This window comes from Exiguobacterium sp. BMC-KP (genome assembly GCF_001275385.1).
Classification (GTDB): domain Bacteria; phylum Bacillota; class Bacilli; order Exiguobacteriales; family Exiguobacteriaceae; genus Exiguobacterium_A.
This window is the reverse complement of record NZ_LGIW01000015.1, coordinates 2085129-2100335: the sequence shown is the minus strand read 5'-3', so window position 1 is coordinate 2100335 and position 15207 is coordinate 2085129. Positions and strand designations below refer to the sequence as shown.

14 protein-coding genes and 1 riboswitch are annotated in these 15207 nt (G+C 48.7%); of the genes, 10 read left to right on the top strand and 4 right to left on the bottom strand.

Annotation, left to right across the window (positions count from 1 at the left end; genetic code table 11):
* Window positions 1-80 precede the first annotated feature (80 nt).
* The 9 genes from ADM98_RS16465 (at window position 81) to ADM98_RS16425 (ending at window position 8632) form a co-directional block, all read left to right on the top strand.
* Window positions 81-1109, top strand: a complete 1029-nt coding sequence (locus tag ADM98_RS16465; RefSeq protein WP_053454430.1) for a methionine ABC transporter ATP-binding protein — start codon at window positions 81-83, stop codon at window positions 1107-1109.
* On the top strand, window positions 1099-1749 hold the full coding sequence (locus ADM98_RS16460) for a methionine ABC transporter permease (RefSeq protein ID WP_053454429.1): 651 nt from the start codon (window positions 1099-1101) through the stop codon (window positions 1747-1749). The genes ADM98_RS16465 and ADM98_RS16460 overlap by 11 nt, the downstream gene beginning before the upstream one ends.
* A 19-nt stretch (window positions 1750-1768) precedes the next feature.
* Window positions 1769-2587, top strand: a complete 819-nt coding sequence (locus ADM98_RS16455; protein ID WP_053454428.1) for a MetQ/NlpA family ABC transporter substrate-binding protein — start codon at window positions 1769-1771, stop codon at window positions 2585-2587.
* A gap of 22 nt (window positions 2588-2609) precedes the next feature.
* Window positions 2610-3815, top strand: coding sequence for a M20 family metallopeptidase (locus ADM98_RS16450; protein ID WP_053454427.1), 1206 nt, complete (start codon window positions 2610-2612; stop codon window positions 3813-3815).
* Between the two features lie 183 nt (window positions 3816-3998).
* Window positions 3999-4143: riboswitch (FMN riboswitch) on the top strand.
* A gap of 158 nt (window positions 4144-4301) precedes the next feature.
* Window positions 4302-5342, top strand: a complete 1041-nt coding sequence (gene ribD, locus ADM98_RS16445; RefSeq protein ID WP_053454426.1) for a bifunctional diaminohydroxyphosphoribosylaminopyrimidine deaminase/5-amino-6-(5-phosphoribosylamino)uracil reductase RibD — start codon at window positions 4302-4304, stop codon at window positions 5340-5342.
* Window positions 5327-5953, top strand: coding sequence for a riboflavin synthase (gene ribE, locus ADM98_RS16440; RefSeq protein ID WP_053454425.1), 627 nt, complete (start codon window positions 5327-5329; stop codon window positions 5951-5953). The genes ribD and ribE overlap by 16 nt, the downstream gene beginning before the upstream one ends.
* The gene (locus tag ADM98_RS16435) at window positions 5953-7143 is read left to right on the top strand and encodes a bifunctional 3,4-dihydroxy-2-butanone-4-phosphate synthase/GTP cyclohydrolase II (RefSeq protein WP_053454424.1); all 1191 of its coding nucleotides are present in this window, start codon (window positions 5953-5955) and stop codon (window positions 7141-7143) included. The genes ribE and ADM98_RS16435 overlap by 1 nt, the downstream gene beginning before the upstream one ends.
* Entirely contained in the window at window positions 7140-7598 is a 459-nt protein-coding gene (gene ribH / locus ADM98_RS16430; protein WP_035395821.1) for a 6,7-dimethyl-8-ribityllumazine synthase, read from the top strand. Before ADM98_RS16435 ends, ribH begins: the two co-directional genes overlap by 4 nt.
* Window positions 7599-7810: 212 nt before the next feature.
* Window positions 7811-8632 (top strand): DUF6612 family protein, encoded by an 822-nt coding sequence (locus ADM98_RS16425; protein ID WP_053454423.1) that lies wholly within the window; start codon window positions 7811-7813, stop codon window positions 8630-8632.
* 44 nt (window positions 8633-8676) lie between these two features.
* On the opposite strand, the gene ADM98_RS16420 is transcribed toward ADM98_RS16425, so the two are convergent.
* Together ADM98_RS16420 and ADM98_RS16415 are read right to left on the bottom strand one after the other, a co-directional pair.
* On the bottom strand, window positions 8677-9516 hold the full coding sequence (locus ADM98_RS16420) for a methyl-accepting chemotaxis protein (RefSeq protein ID WP_053454422.1): 840 nt from the start codon (window positions 9514-9516) through the stop codon (window positions 8677-8679).
* Window positions 9494-10195: an MCP four helix bundle domain-containing protein gene (locus ADM98_RS16415; RefSeq protein ID WP_053454421.1), complete on the bottom strand. Its 702-nt coding sequence runs from the start codon at window positions 10193-10195 to the stop codon at window positions 9494-9496. Before ADM98_RS16415 ends, ADM98_RS16420 begins: the two co-directional genes overlap by 23 nt.
* Before the next feature lie 189 nt (window positions 10196-10384).
* On the opposite strand from ADM98_RS16415, the gene ADM98_RS16410 reads away from it, so the two are divergent.
* Window positions 10385-11743 (top strand): alanine/glycine:cation symporter family protein, encoded by a 1359-nt coding sequence (locus ADM98_RS16410; protein ID WP_053454420.1) that lies wholly within the window; start codon window positions 10385-10387, stop codon window positions 11741-11743.
* A gap of 180 nt (window positions 11744-11923) precedes the next feature.
* Here ADM98_RS16410 and treC read toward each other — a convergent pair whose 3' ends face one another.
* Complete coding sequence (gene treC, locus ADM98_RS16405; protein ID WP_200904905.1) at window positions 11924-13564, bottom strand: alpha,alpha-phosphotrehalase; 1641 nt, start codon at window positions 13562-13564, stop codon at window positions 11924-11926.
* A gap of 21 nt (window positions 13565-13585) precedes the next feature.
* A complete protein-coding gene (gene treP, locus ADM98_RS16400; RefSeq protein WP_053454419.1) occupies window positions 13586-15025 on the bottom strand; it encodes a PTS system trehalose-specific EIIBC component in 1440 nt (479 codons plus the stop codon).
* Between the last annotated feature and the right edge of the window lie 182 nt (window positions 15026-15207).

The window sequence follows — 15207 nt, the reverse complement described above, 5'->3', positions numbered from 1 at the left end:
TTCTGCCACTGTGCGGATCCAGGTCTCTTCTTGTTTCTCAAGAAGGGACCTTTTTTTGTTGAATGAAGGGGGAAAACGGAATGATTGCATTTCATCAAGTCAAAAAAATGTACGTCACGAAGGATCAGACGATCGCAGCGCTCGACGGTGTCGACCTGACGATCGAGAAAGGCGAAATCTTCGGTGTCATCGGCTTTAGCGGTGCCGGGAAAAGTTCATTGCTCCGCTGCGTCAACCTCTTAGAACGACCGACGTCAGGAACCGTGACGGTCGACGGGGAAGATTTGACACAACTATCACCGAAGAAACTACGTCAAGCAAAACAGCGGATCGGGATGATCTTTCAACACTTCAATCTATTGAATGCGAACACGGTCTTTACGAATGTCGCGAAGCCACTCGTTCTCGCAGGCATCAAAAAAGATGAGATTCGCCGCCGGGTGACGGAGTTACTCGAATTCGTCGATCTCGCGGACAAGGCGGATCATTATCCGGATCAATTATCCGGCGGACAAAAGCAACGTGTCGGTATCGCTCGGGCACTAGCGACGCAACCATCCGTCCTTTTATGTGACGAAGCGACGTCAGCGCTCGATCCCCAGACGACACATCATATTCTGCAATTATTGAAACGAATCAATGCCGAATACGGGATCACGATTCTTTTGATCACCCATGAGATGGGCGTCATTCGGGAGATTTGCGACCGCGTCGCCGTCATCGAAGCCGGGAAGCTGATCGAGTCAGGAACAGTCTTTGATGTCTTTTCAAACCCGCAGACTGAGACAGCGAAAAACTTCGTCCGGTCCGTCATGCATGACGAGATTCCAGCATCGATTCGCCAGTTGATCGAATCACGGAATGCGAATCCAATCTATAAGATTCATTTCCTCGGTCATCACACAGGGCAGCCGCTCTTGTCACAAGTTGCGAAACGTTTTGATGTTGATGTCAACATTTTGCACGGTAGCATCACGGAGTTGCAGGAGACGCCGTTCGGCACTTTGCTCGTTGAATTAATTGGTGAAGCGACTGAAGTGAAACGAGCCTTACAGTACATTGATCAAGCACAAGTGACGGTCGAGGAGGTGCTAGCTGATGCTAGTTAATTACAGTGATATCTGGACAGCATTTTTGCAAACGATGACGATGGTATCCGTCTCACTCTTATTCTCGACCTTGATCGGCTTACCGCTTGGCATCTTGCTCGTCGTCACACGAAAAGGCGCATTACTTGAGAACGTCCCGCTATTCACGTTCTTCAATAGCATCGTTAATATCTTCCGCTCGATTCCGTTCATCATCTTACTCGTCGCGATCATCCCATTGACACGGTTGATCGTTCAGACGTCGATCGGAACCGAAGCCGCCATCGTCCCACTCGTCTTTTACGCCGCACCGTACATGGCACGGCTGATCGAAAGTTCCTTGCTTGAAGTCGATAAAGGTGTCCTTGAGGCAGCAGAAGCAATGGGCGCGACGCCATTCCAAACGATTTTCCGCTTCCTTTTACCGGAAGCACTCGGTTCACTCGTTCTTAACTTAACGATCGCGACGGTTGGGTTGATCGGGGCGTCAGCGATGGCAGGCGCGATCGGTGGCGGTGGACTGGGCGATTTAGCAATCACGTATGGTTATCAACGATTCGACACGAAAGTCATGATCATCACGGTCGGGATTCTCGTCATCTTAGTTCAAGGCTTACAGACGACAGGTAACATCGTCGCACGAAAAATTAGAAGACATTAATCAAGGGAGCGATTCAGCCATGAAAAAAGCAGTAGCGATTGGAGCAACACTAACGACGATTTTATTTGCCGGGTGCTCAGCATCGGGAGAAGACGAAAAGACGATCAAACTCGGGGTCAGCGGTTCGGATACTCAAGTTTGGGACTACGTCGCGAAAAAAGCAGAGAAGGAGGGCATCAAAATCGAGCTCGTCAAGTTCTCTGATTATGTCCAGCCAAACATGGCACTGGCTGAGGGCGAGATCGACGCCAATGCTTTCCAGACGATTTCTTACTTCAACGCATTCAAGAAGGAACATAAGTTGAAGCTGTCACCGATCGCAACGACTGTCATTGCACCGATGGGCATTTACTCAGATAAATACAAGGACGTCAAAGACATTCCAGTCGGTGGCAAAATCGCTGTTCCGAACGAAGCAACAAACATGGGACGCGCCCTCTTATTACTGCAAGAAGCAGGTCTAATCAAGTTGCCGGACGACTTTGACGGCAATGGTTCAGTCGATAAGATCGTCGAAAATCCGAAGAAACTGAAAATCGTCCCAATCGTTGCGGGGCAAACACCGCGCGTCTTACCGGACGTCGCTGCGTCGATCATTAATAACGGTATTGCTGTTGACGCAGGACTCAATCCGATCAAGGACTCGATTGTCCATGAGAACGAAACAGCCAAACCATACATCAATATCATTGCAACACGGACGGAAGACAAGAACAAAAAAGAACTGAAAAAGATCGCGTCGCTTTACCAACAAAAAGATGTCGCGGCTTTCATTAAAAAAGAGTATAAAGGCAGCTCAATCCCGACGTTCGTTCCACTAAGTGACATCGGCGAATAAATTCAAAAGGAGAGTGGACAGTATGACGACACCAGTACGCACGACATGGGTAGAGACGATTGAACAGGACATCGAACAAAAACGGGAATCCTATCTTGAGACGAGTCACCGGATTCATGCGACACCGGAAATCGGTAACGAAGAATTCTTTGCTTCGCGACTACATGCAGAACGCCTGACGGCTGAAGGCTTTACGGTAGAACTTGGCGTCGCTGGGCACGAGACAGCGTTCTTTGCGAAAAAGTCGAGTGACCGACCAGGTGCGACGATTGCTTTTCTAGCCGAATATGATGCGTTGCCAGGCATCGGTCATGCATGTGGGCACAACATCATCGGAACGACGAGTGTCGCAGCAGCGATTGCGCTCAGTAAAGTACTCGATGAAGTCGGTGGGGGTGTCGTCGTCCTCGGGACTCCGGCTGAAGAAGGGGGACCAAACGGCAGTGCGAAAGGCAGTTTCGTCAAACATCAGTTGCTTGAAGGGATCGATGCAGCCTTGATGGTTCATCCGTCGGGACAAACGCGGATCACCGGTTCTTCCCTTGCGGTCGATCCACTCGATTTTGCTTTTACCGGTCGTCCGGCGCACGCAGCGGCGTCACCGGAAGAAGGGATCAACGCACTCGATGCGGTCATCCAGCTTTTTAATGGGATCAATGCTCTGCGGCAACAATTGCCGGACGATGTCCGGATCCACGGGATCATCACCCATGGCGGCGATGCACCGAATATCATTCCAGAATATGCAAAAGCACGTTTCTTCATCCGGGCGACGACACGGGAACGACTCAATGCCGTCACGGAGAAAGTCAAAGCGGTCGCACAAGGTGCGGCACTTGCGACTGGGGCGACGCTTGACGTCATCGCGTTCCAAAATGAAGTCGACAACCTCGTCTTCAACCGGACGTTTGATCGTCTCTTCCAAGAAGAAGCAGAAGCGCTTGGCCAAGTCGTGCACCTCGACGAACGACCAGGTCTCGGATCGACGGACGCTGGCAACATCAGTCAAGTCATCCCAACGATCCATCCGTACATCAAGATTGGACCAGACGATCTCGTTGCCCATACGGAAGCGTTCAAAGAAGCGGCTCGTTCAGAAGCAGGGGATGAGGCATTGATTGCAGGAGCGAAAATCCTTGCTCGAACAGCACTTCGTGTCCTTGCCGATGAACGGACGCGCGGGGCGATTGCCCAAGAATTCCATGACCGGAAGAACGGCTATTTGTAAGTAAAAAATAACGACTGGACGTACTGATATCAAGTGCTCCAGTCGTTTTTGGGATGTAGTCGATCAGGAATTGGCGATGGGTGACAGAAGTGGAACGAAATCAAAAAAGTGACAAGACAGAAGCATTTCCGCTTTGTTTTCTTGAAAAAGATATGCTAGGCTAAAATTGTATAACTCAATAATCCAGTTCTTCGGGGTAGGGTGAAAATCCCAACCGGCGGTGATGCGATCGATTGATCGATGAGCCCGCGACCTGTGATGTACGCATCATGGCTGACTTGGTGAGATTCCAAGGCCGACGGTAAAGTCCGGATGGGAGAAGAACGAAACGACGCGATTCAAGCTGTTTTCTGAAAAAATGTTTTCAGGAGATGGTCTCTTTCTGCATGCAAAAAAGCAGAAAGCGAACCGTGTATTTCGTGAACCCTTCTATACAGACGCCCCTTTTCAAGGGGCGTCTTTTTTCATTTGAAAGGAGTGAACGCGATGTCACAGATGATGAGTTATGCCATGCAATTAGCACAGATGTTAAACGGACAAACAAGTCCGAATCCAAGTGTCGGCTGTGTCATCGTCAAACAAGGGCGTATTCTCGGTTTTGGTGCACACCGATTTGCCGGTGGTCCACATGCGGAAGTCGAAGCCCTACGGATGGCAGGAGAAGCTGCTCGTGGCGCTGATCTTTATGTGACGCTCGAGCCATGTAATCACCATGGCAAGACACCGCCATGTACGGAAGCGATTCTGCAAGCAGGAATCAAACGTGTCTTCGTCGCTACGGAAGACAAACATGCGATCGTCGCTGGTTCAGGAATTAAGCGGCTCCAGGATGCTGGTGTCGAAGTTGAGGTCGGATTATTACGACGCGAAGCGGAAGCACTGTACGACACGTTCTGGAAAACGATCGAACGAAAACGTCCGACCGTGACCGTCAAAATCGCTCAGACGATGAACGGGATCGCTGCGACGGGTGAACAGCGCTGGATCACATCAGAACAGGCGCGGACACATGGTCGCGCCATGCGTGGTCGCCATGATGCGATTCTCGTTGGAAGTGAGACAGTGCTCGTCGATGATCCGGCACTGACATTACGTACCGAAATGGGAATCGAACCGATTCGAGTGATCGTTGACCGTCGTGGTCGGGTTCCGGAGACGGCACAAGTCTTCCAGGATGGTAAAAATCCAACCTATTGGCTAACGAGTGTACCGCGCATTAGTCACGATCAAGTGACCGTTCTAGTCGGTGAGTATGAGACGCCGGAAGCGATTTTAAAGCGGTTATACGAACAAGATATCCGGAGCATTTTGATTGAAGGTGGACCAACGATCCAAGCAGCGTTCTTTGAAGCAGATCTTGTCGACCGAATCGAAGTTTACCAGGCACCATCGATTTTTGAAGGGGAGGCGTGGACCGGTCAACACGATATCGAAGATCGTTTTCAAATCGATCAGATCGAAACGGTTGGACCGGATCTTCATCTGACGTATATCCGAAAGGAGGAGACGCCATGTTCACCGGATTGATTGAAGAAGTCGGGACGTTAAAACGAAAGATTCCGCGACCGAACGGTTTAGCGCTTGAAATTGAAGCACACCGGGTGCTCGAAGGAACGAAGATTGGTGATAGCATCGCCGTCGACGGCATCTGTTTGACCGTCACGTCCATGAGTCCGACTGGCTTCACGGCAGATGCCGTCCATGACACGATTCGTTCAACGGCACTTGGCACATATCGTGTCGGGAGCCCGATACAACTTGAACGAGCAATGCCAGCAGACGGTCGTTTTGGTGGACATTTCGTCAGTGGACACATCGACGGGACGGCGCGACTGATCAGTCGACGACCGGACGGGGAAGCGATGGTCTATACGTTTGATGTCGGGTCGTGGCAAAAGTATTGTATTCCGAAAGGATCGATTGCGATCAACGGCACGAGCCTGACCTTACAACGTGTCACGCCGGAAACGATCTCGATTTCACTGATTCCGCACTCCCGTCAAGTAACGACGTTCGATCGATTGGCAAGCGGCGCAGTCGTCAATATCGAGTGTGACATGATGGCGAAACATCTTTATCATTTCACGCAACACGAGAAGCAGACGGACTGGGCAGCATTCTTAGGAGGCGACATGTAATGAATGGATTCGACTTGATTGAAGAAGCGATAGAAGATTTAAAAAAAGGACGACCGATCATCGTCTGTGATGACGAGGACCGTGAGAATGAAGGGGATCTCGTCATGCTCGCAGAACATGCGACACCAGAAAACATCAACTTCATGATCACATACGGAAAAGGGCTCGTCTGTGTACCGGTCAGTCCGCGGATTGCCCAGCGACTTGAACTCGCACCGATGACGGCGAACAACACCGATCCGCACGGTACGGCATTCACGCTCAGTATCGATCATGAAGAAGCAAAGACCGGCATCAGTGCCGATGAACGTTCGCTGACGATTCAACGGATGTTAACGGATGGACCGGAGCGTTTCAAACGACCAGGACACATCTTTCCGTTGATTGCAAAAGAGGGTGGCGTCCGAGAACGTCGCGGACATACAGAAGCAGGCATTGATCTTGCCCGTCTCGCGGGTAGTGACGAAATCGCCGTCATTTGTGAAATCATCAAGGAAGACGGCACGATGGCGCGCGTTGACGATTTACTTCTTTATAAGGAAGAACATGATTTAAAACTAATCACGATCGAGGCACTCGTCGCTTATCTTGAGCGCCCGTTGACACGGGAAGCGGAAGTGTTACTTCCGACGACGTTCGGAGCGTTTCGGATGATCGGCTATACGACACAAGACAAGAAGGAACATGTCGCCGTCTTGTCGGGTGAAGCGCACGACGGAATGCTCGTCCGTCTGCACTCAGAATGCCTGACAGGGGATGTCTTCGGTTCGAAGCGTTGCGATTGTGGTCCACAACTCGATGCGGCACTCGAGCGGATCGAGCGAGAAGGCGGAGCTGTCTTGTATCTACGTCAGGAAGGCCGCGGCATCGGTCTGATGGCGAAGTTAAAAGCCTACGAGTTGCAGGAACAAGGACTCGATACGGTCGAAGCGAACCATGCGCTTGGTTATCCGACGGACATGCGTGACTATACGGTCGCAGCGAACATGTTACGTGATCTTGGCGTGACGAAGATCCGTTTAATGACAAATAATCCGGATAAACAACGGGTGCTCGAACAAGAAGGCATCGAAATCATCGAACGCGTCCCACATCAAGTACCGGTCGAGCCGGAAAATCAGCGTTATCTGAAAACAAAACAAACAAAACTCGGGCACTGGCTCGACATCCAAGGAGGACACACATCATGATTTACGAAGGTTTCTTAACAGGAGAAGGACTACGCGTCGCGATCGTCGCTGCACGTTTTAACGAATTGATTACATCAAAACTCGTCGGAGGAGCAAACGACGCGTTCCGTCGTCACGGTGTTGCAGCAGATGCTGTCGATACAGCATGGGTTCCTGGAGCATTCGAAATTCCACTCGTTGCAGAAAAGTTAGCGAAAAGCGGTAAATATGATGCTGTCATCACGCTTGGTGCCGTCATCCGTGGGGCGACGTCGCATTATGACTATGTCTGTAATGAAGTCGCAAAAGGTGTCGCGAGTGCGTCACGCGACACCGGCGTTCCCATCATCTTCGGTGTTCTGACAACAGATTCGATCGAGCAAGCGGTTGAACGTGCCGGTACGAAAGCTGGGAATAAAGGTTACGAAGCAGCAGTTTCAGCAATCGAGATGGCAAATCTTTTACGGACGATCTAATGGAACAGAGACAGGGTGACGGTATATTCCGTCATCCTGTTTTTTTGCGGAAAACGTGCGGATAATGAATCAAATTTCAAAAAAAGGATAGTAGATTTGAAATTTGAGGATTCGTTTTCAAGGAGAACGGTAATGGTGTAATAAAGAAACTTTGAAACATTTTCCAATGTTTTTCGTAAATCAGGGTAACGCGCATGAAGGAGGAAATGAATATGAAGAAAACAAGGTGGGTAGCAGCCGGAATCGTCGCAGCATCGATTGGGCTTGCTGGATGTCAAGATGGACAGACAGATACAGGTAGTGGCAGTGGGTCTGGTTCGACGAAGTCGGGGGAACTCTCGAATACGGAATTACTGAATAAAGCGACAGCCGCTCAAAAAGATATTAAATCGTTCCACATGGAAGGGACAGTCAACTCAAAAGCAGGTGAGATGACAATGGATCAAAAGGTATCAGCTGATATCATTCAAAAACCGCTTGCGATGCACCAGACGATGACGATGAAAAATCCACAGGACGGTAAAGACATGTCGATTGAGAGCTATATCGTCGACGATAAGATGTATTTATCGCAAAACGGACAATGGCTCGTTCAAGATGTCTCGGAACTAGGCGATATGGTCGAAGCAATGGAGTCATCGGCATCGACGGATCAAAATCTCAAGCTGTTGAAAAAGTACAAAGACAACTGGACAGCGAAAAAAGAGGGTGACGTCTATCAAATCGACGTCAAACTAAAGGGTGACGACCTCAAAGCCTTTATGAAGGATTCGCTAGAGCAAACAGGACAAATGGCGCAAATGAAAGACGCCATGGACAGCATTGATTATAAGAAAATGAACTATACGATGACGTATGATGCGAAGACATTCTATCCGAAATCACTCGATATGGATATGGTCTTCGCAGTTGAAAAAGATACGGACTTCACGATGAAAAATCAATCAACATTCTCGAAATTCAATGAAATCAACGAAATCAAACTCCCTGCAGAGACAAAAGATGCGCAACCACTCACAGGTGCTGCACAATAAATAATAAGCCCCTCGCTTCCAACCAGAAGCGAGGGGCTTATTATTTAGACTTGGAATTGACGTAATACCTCTTTTAGTGATTCTGCTTGCTGTTGACTGACGGAAGTTTGTTGATGGACATCCCGGAACGCTTGGACGGAATGATTGATCTGTTCCGACATCGATTGTGTCCCTTGTGCCCCATCATTGACGGTGACCGCAACGTCATGAATGACACCGAGCATGTTTGCTGTCAGTTCTTGAAGTTGACCGGCTTGAGCAGCAAAATGTTCTGCTGCATCACCGAATAATTGCGCATCATCACGGTATTGAATCGAGGCATCTTCAAACAAATCATAGTCTTTGACGACCTTCGTATCGATGAAAGAGAGCATCTCACCGGATGCGGCATTCAAGTGTTCGACGGAATCGATGACCGATAACGAGACATCTTGGATTTGTTCAACAGTGTCCCGACTACTCTCGGCGAGTTTCCGGATTTCATCCGCGACGACAGCAAAGCCTCGACCGACTTCGCCGGCTCGTGCTGCTTCAATCGAAGCGTTAAGGGATAATAGATTCGTTTGCGCCGCGATTGAGAGGATCGCGTCAGACAAAACGGAAATTTCCTTGACGGCTTTTGCTCGTGTCATCGCATCCTCAAGTCGCGTTTTCGTTTCAGAGAGAATTTGAGTAGCGGTCTGTTTCGCTTCCGTGGCGACGACTTGAAGCGATTCAGCGCGACCACCAACTTCTTGGGCGCGTTTTCCATTCGCTTCTGCGCCAGAGACGATCTCATGAATCGTTGCTTCCATATCGACAGCAGACGAGTTCATCTCTTCGGCAGAAGCAGCTGTCTCCTGCATACCAGCCGATAAGTTTTCAATCGTATGTGAAGTCGCCACCCTGCGTTGCGAGTTCATGTGTTTTTGCCTGCAATTGACGAAGGGGACCAAAAATCGAACGTAAAATCAAGACAGTAAAAATGACACCGAGCAATCCAACGATACCAATGATCGTAAATAGCATTAGATGGGCAGTATTAGCAGCTTGCGTAATCGTGTCACCATTTGTGCTAGCCTGTTGATTGTTAAATTTCACGATTTTCGTCAATTGATCGGAAACAGCGAAGTAGGAATCACGACTGGCTCCTTCATAATACGTCACAGCTTCTTTTTGGGTTTCTGGTGTACTGAGGGCAAGAAGACGATCGGTCGTCTCTTTAAATGTTTGCCATTTCTTCGCAAGATCATCAAATAATTGACGATCAGATTTCAAATAGATCGTTTTTTCGTATTTCGCCAGATTCGCGTCAACGGTCGCTAAACCGTCTTTGACACGTTTATCATAGCCTGCTTTGATTTCTGGATCATTTTCTTGAATATGCAACAACTCGACACGCCGTAAATCGGATAACGCTGTATTCGTTTCGTGCGACAAGTTCAGACCAGGAATCCAGGAAGAAGTAATCGTTTGACTCTCTTGATCGACACGACTTAATGAGAATCCACCGTACAATCCGACCCCGATTAAGCTAAGCAAAAGGATGGAGGACAATAAGATAAGCTTCGTTTTAATCTTCATGTGATTCGCTCCTTTGTTTTGCGAGATGAACTATTCATTTTCTTGATTATATCGTCACAAGTAAAAAATTTACTTATTATTGAAAAAAATAAGTATCAAAATAGTTTTATGAAAAAATAGTTTGACAATTATCAGTAAATTCTGAAAAAATGGTAAAGAACTATAGATTACATAGAGGGGGTAACACGAATGGGAAATTCATTTAGTGACTGGATTGGTAAGGTGTCCGATTTTGTTTGGGGACCACCGTTACTCATCCTGTTGGTCGGTACGGGGATTTACTTGACGATTCGCTTAGGATTCATTCAAATTACCAAACTGCCGTATGCGCTGAAGCTTGCGTTTTCGAAACATCAGGATGACAAGTCAGAAGGTGATATCAGTCACTTTCAAGCATTAATGACAGCACTCGCTGCGACCGTCGGTACAGGGAATATCGTCGGTGTCGCAACCGCTGTTGTCCTTGGCGGACCAGGCGCGATCGTCTGGATGTGGTTGTCCGGTTTATTTGGAATGGCGACGAAATATGCGGAAGCGATTCTTGCCGTCAAATATCGCGTCGTTGATGAAAAAGGACAGATGGCAGGGGGACCGATGTATTATCTTGAACGTGGACTGAAGCAAAAATGGCTCGGTGTCTTATTTGCCGCATTCGCTTCGATCGCCGCATTCGGGATCGGGAACGGTGTCCAGACGAATTCGGTCGCACTCGCAATGAAATCGACGTTTGATGTACCACTTTACGTGACGGGGATTGCGTTGATGGTACTGACGGGAGTCGTTATTCTCGGTGGGGTCAAATCGATCGGGAAAGTTGTTAGTTTGTTCGTTCCGTTCATGATTTTCTTCTATGTCGGAAGTGGTCTACTGATTCTCGTCATGAACTATGACTTGATTCCAGGTGCGATCTCAACGATTTTCAGCAGTACGTTCTCAAACGAAGCCATCACAGGTGGGGCAATCGGGGCGGCGATTCGTTATGGTGTCGCGCGTGGTGTCTTCTCGAACGAAGCAGGACTCGGTTCCGCTCCGATTGCGGCAGCAGCCGCAAAAACGGACTTTCCGGGACGTCAAGCACTCGTCTCGATGACGCAAGTGTTCCTTGATACATTGGTTGTCTGTTCAATCACGGGTCTGACACTCGTCATGGGTGGACAGTTGGACACGAAACTAGAAGGCGTTGAGTTGACGACAGCAAGCTTTGAAGTCTTCCTCGGTCCTGCTGGAAAGTACATCGTCACGATCGGGCTCGTTATGTTTGCTTATTCGACTGTCCTCGGGTGGTCATACTATGGTGAAAAGTCGATTTATTATCTATTTGGTCAAAAATCGATCTTACCGTATCGTATCTTATTCGTTTTAGTCGCTGGAGCAGGTGCGATGACGACGAACTTGAACATGGTCTGGGCGATTTCCGATGTCTTTAATGGTTTGATGGCGATTCCGAACTTGATCGGCTTGATTGGATTGTCTGGCGTCGTCATTGCTGAGACACGACTGTTCCGCGAACAGTTGAAACGAGAAGAAGCGAATCGGAAAGTTTCGTAGTATCGTATGGATAGAAGAAGCACAACTATGCAGGAAGTGTTTCAACTAAATTAAAAGAAAGAGGCACGCTTCCGTGGAGATAGACTCGGAAGCGTGCCTCTTTTGTTTAGTGTAAAGCGAGGATGAGACATTCATTGTAAAAACTAGCGGTGAGACCATTGATTCTTCAGCTTTACCGAATCATTTCTTGCGATAGAGCATGAGTGACTCGTATGGACGTAACATGAGTCTTTGTTCGTCCGTCTGCATCTGCTTATAATTATGAAGCAACACCGTATAATCCGATCCATCACGAGGTAACGTGAACGTCGTCTCCGTCCCGTAGAAGTTCGAGACGACGAATAATTCTTCCTCGTCCGTTTCGCGTTCGTACGCCCAGAGTGACGAATCGTCTGGTGTCAACAGCCGGTACGTACCGTCCGTGAGCACGTCATACTGTTTTCGGAGCTGAATCAACCGTTTGTAATGGTGGTAGACCGAGTCCGGATCCGCTACAGCCGTCTCAACGTTGATTTGATCATGCGTCGGCGAGACCGGAATCCACGGTTCACTCGTACTGAAACCACCGTTACGTGTATCCGACCACGGCATTGGCGTCCGCGCATTATCACGCGATTTTTGACGAATCGCGGCAAGAATCTCTTCTTCCGCGACACCCTTGTCCCGAGCTTCTTGATAGGCATTTAACGTCTCGACATCGCGGTAGTCAGACAGATCCGTGAAGTCCGGATTTGGCATCCCGATCTCTTCTCCCTGATAGATATAAGGTGTACCTTGTAAGCCGTGAAGTGTCGTCGCGAGCATCTTCGCACTCTCGACGCGATACGTGACGTCGTCACCGAACCGGCTGACGACGCGTGGTTGGTCATGGTTACACCAAAAGATCGCGTTCCAGGCTTGTCCGTTCATACCCGATTGCCAATCCGAGAAAATCTGTTTCAGTTGCTTGAAATCAAACGGTGCTGCCGCCCATTTTTCGCCGTTCGGATAATCGACCTTCAAATGATGGAAGTTGAACGTCATCTTCAGTTCCTGATTCTCAAGCGATGAATAACGAAGGCAGTGCTCAAGCGACGTCGACGACATCTCACCGACGGTCAGGAGGTCGTGCCCAGCAAAGACTTGTTCGTTCATCTCTTGCAGGTAGTCATGAACGTTCGGTCCGTCCGTATAATACGCACGTCCGTCTCCACTAGGGTCGTTCGGAAGACCTGGTGTCTTTGAAATCAAATTGATGACATCGAGTCGGAAGCCGCTGACGCCTTTATCGCGCCAAAAGCGCATCATGTTATAAATGTCTTCCCGAAGACGTGGATTTTCCCAGTTCAGATCCGCTTGCGTTTTGTCGAACAGGTGCAAGTAATACTTGCCAGCTGTCTCGTCGAATGACCAAGCAGGACCACCGAATTTTGAGACCCAGTCGTTCGGCGTATCGCGCCAAATGAAGTAGTCATGGTAAGGACTATCCGGATGACGTCCTTCTTCGAACCAGACATGCGACGTCGAACAGTGATTGACGACGATGTCCATCATGACGGACAAATGACGTTGCTTTGCTTCAGCGAGTAACGTCTCAAAATCATCCATCGTTCCATAAGACGGATCAATCGCGTAGTAGTCACTGACATCATAGCCATTATCGTTTTGCGGTGAGGCATAGACCGGCGTCAACCAGAGGTAATCGACACCAAGATCCGCCAAATAATCGAGTTTAGCAGTGACGCCGCGTAACGTACCGGTCGCTTTGCCTTCCGGACTGTAGAAACTCTTTGGATAGATTTGATAAACGGCGGATTTGCGCCAATCGGTTGTCGTGATCATCAGATACACACCTTTCTAGAATTACGCCGCTTTATTTAGGGCGGCTTTTTTTGCGCGTTTCGTTGAGACATAGTGGAACAAGAACGTACAGGCGACAGGAACGATGATCGCGATCACCATACCGACGATGAACGATAAAATCGAGCCTGGTACGATCGAGATGAAAGCGGGTAGCCCACCGACACCAATCGCAGGAGCGAGAACACCGCTGACAGCGATGAAGGCAGACGCGATGGCTGAGCCGACGAGTGCCGCGTAAAACGGATACTTGAACCGGAGATTGACCCCGAACATGGCGGGTTCCGTGATTCCGAAGTAGGCGGATAGGGCAGATGTCGATGCCATGTTCTTATCATTGACGTTTTTCGCAAGGAAAAGCATCGCGAGTGTTGCTGAACCTTGGGCGATGTTCGAAATCGCGATCATCGGCCAGATGAACGTCGTTCCGCTTTGTCCGATTAATTGTAAGTCGACGGCGATGAACATGTGGTGCATGCCGGTGATAACGAGTGGCGCATAAAGTGCACCAAAGAGCAAGGCACCAAGTAACGGAACAGCTTCGAACGTATTGACGACTCCGATCGTAATCCAGTCACCGACTTGACGCGTGACCGGTCCGATGACGGCAAGAGCGAGGAATCCTGTCAACGTAATCGTCGTAATCGGTACAACGAGTAATTGAATCGCATTCGGTACCCGTTGTTTAAGCCACCGTTCAATCGTACTGAGAACATAAGCAGCTGCGAGAACCGGAAGGATTTGTCCTTGATAGCCGACTTTTTCAATTTCAAAGAGACCGAGGATATTGAACGTCGGGATTTCACCTTTTAGGGCACTTTGTCCGTAGTTCCAAGCGTTTAAGAGGTCTGGGTGTACGAGCATTAAACCCATGACAATCCCGAGAATCTCACTTCCACCGAAGCGTTTCGTTGCTGACCAGCCGACGAGTGCTGGGAGGAAGACGAAAGCAGTATTTGCCATCATATTAATGAGGTCCCATAATCCTTGCAGATTCGGGTACCGATCAATCATCGTCTTACCACCAAATTCGATGCCGAACAGATTATTGATCCCCATCAAGAGACCAGCGACGATGATAGCAGGAATGATTGGCATAAAGACATCAGAAAAGACTTTGATCAATTTTTGGAATGGATTCATTTTTGCGGCACCAGACGATTTGACATCTGCGATCGTCGTCGCCTGTAAGCCGGTCAATTGAATGAATTCGGCATAGACTCGGTCGACATCTCCAGCTCCAATGACGATTTGATAAACACCAGCGTTTAAGAACGCCCCTTTGACGAGTGGGACTTCAAGTAAGGCTTCTTGATCAACGAGCTCTTGGTTCTTAAGCGTTAAACGAAGACGGGTGACACAGTGAGCTGCCTGTTCGACGTTCTCCTTGCCCCCGATGTTCTCAATGATTTGCTCTGCAATCTGACGATAGTTTGGTTTCATCTCGATGCTCCTTTTTGGAAGTGACATACTCGACCACTTTTGAAATGAAAACGTTTTCTTATCTGCGCATGTTTATCTTAACTTATCTATATAAGTTGGTCAAGAACTTATATAGATAAGTTGAATGGAATGAAAAAAGAGAGAACCCGTCATGTACGGATTCCCTCATCTAGCAGCGGATA

Coding starts and splice junctions, on each gene's coding strand:
- ADM98_RS16460 (WP_053454429.1), top strand. CDS start 1,099: ATGCTAGTTAATTACAGTGATATCTGGACAGCATTTTTGCAAACGATG.
- ADM98_RS16450 (WP_053454427.1), top strand. CDS start 2,610: ATGACGACACCAGTACGCACGACATGGGTAGAGACGATTGAACAGGAC.
- treC (WP_200904905.1), bottom strand. CDS start 13,564: ATGATCACGACAACCGATTGGCGCAAATCCGCCGTTTATCAAATCTAT.
- ribH (WP_035395821.1), top strand. CDS start 7,140: ATGATTTACGAAGGTTTCTTAACAGGAGAAGGACTACGCGTCGCGATC.
- ADM98_RS16415 (WP_053454421.1), bottom strand. CDS start 10,195: ATGAAGATTAAAACGAAGCTTATCTTATTGTCCTCCATCCTTTTGCTT.
- ADM98_RS16465 (WP_053454430.1), top strand. CDS start 81: ATGATTGCATTTCATCAAGTCAAAAAAATGTACGTCACGAAGGATCAG.
- ADM98_RS16410 (WP_053454420.1), top strand. CDS start 10,385: ATGGGAAATTCATTTAGTGACTGGATTGGTAAGGTGTCCGATTTTGTT.
- ADM98_RS16425 (WP_053454423.1), top strand. CDS start 7,811: ATGAAGAAAACAAGGTGGGTAGCAGCCGGAATCGTCGCAGCATCGATT.
- ribD (WP_053454426.1), top strand. CDS start 4,302: ATGTCACAGATGATGAGTTATGCCATGCAATTAGCACAGATGTTAAAC.
- ADM98_RS16435 (WP_053454424.1), top strand. CDS start 5,953: ATGAATGGATTCGACTTGATTGAAGAAGCGATAGAAGATTTAAAAAAA.
- ribE (WP_053454425.1), top strand. CDS start 5,327: ATGTTCACCGGATTGATTGAAGAAGTCGGGACGTTAAAACGAAAGATT.
- treP (WP_053454419.1), bottom strand. CDS start 15,025: ATGAAACCAAACTATCGTCAGATTGCAGAGCAAATCATTGAGAACATC.
- ADM98_RS16455 (WP_053454428.1), top strand. CDS start 1,769: ATGAAAAAAGCAGTAGCGATTGGAGCAACACTAACGACGATTTTATTT.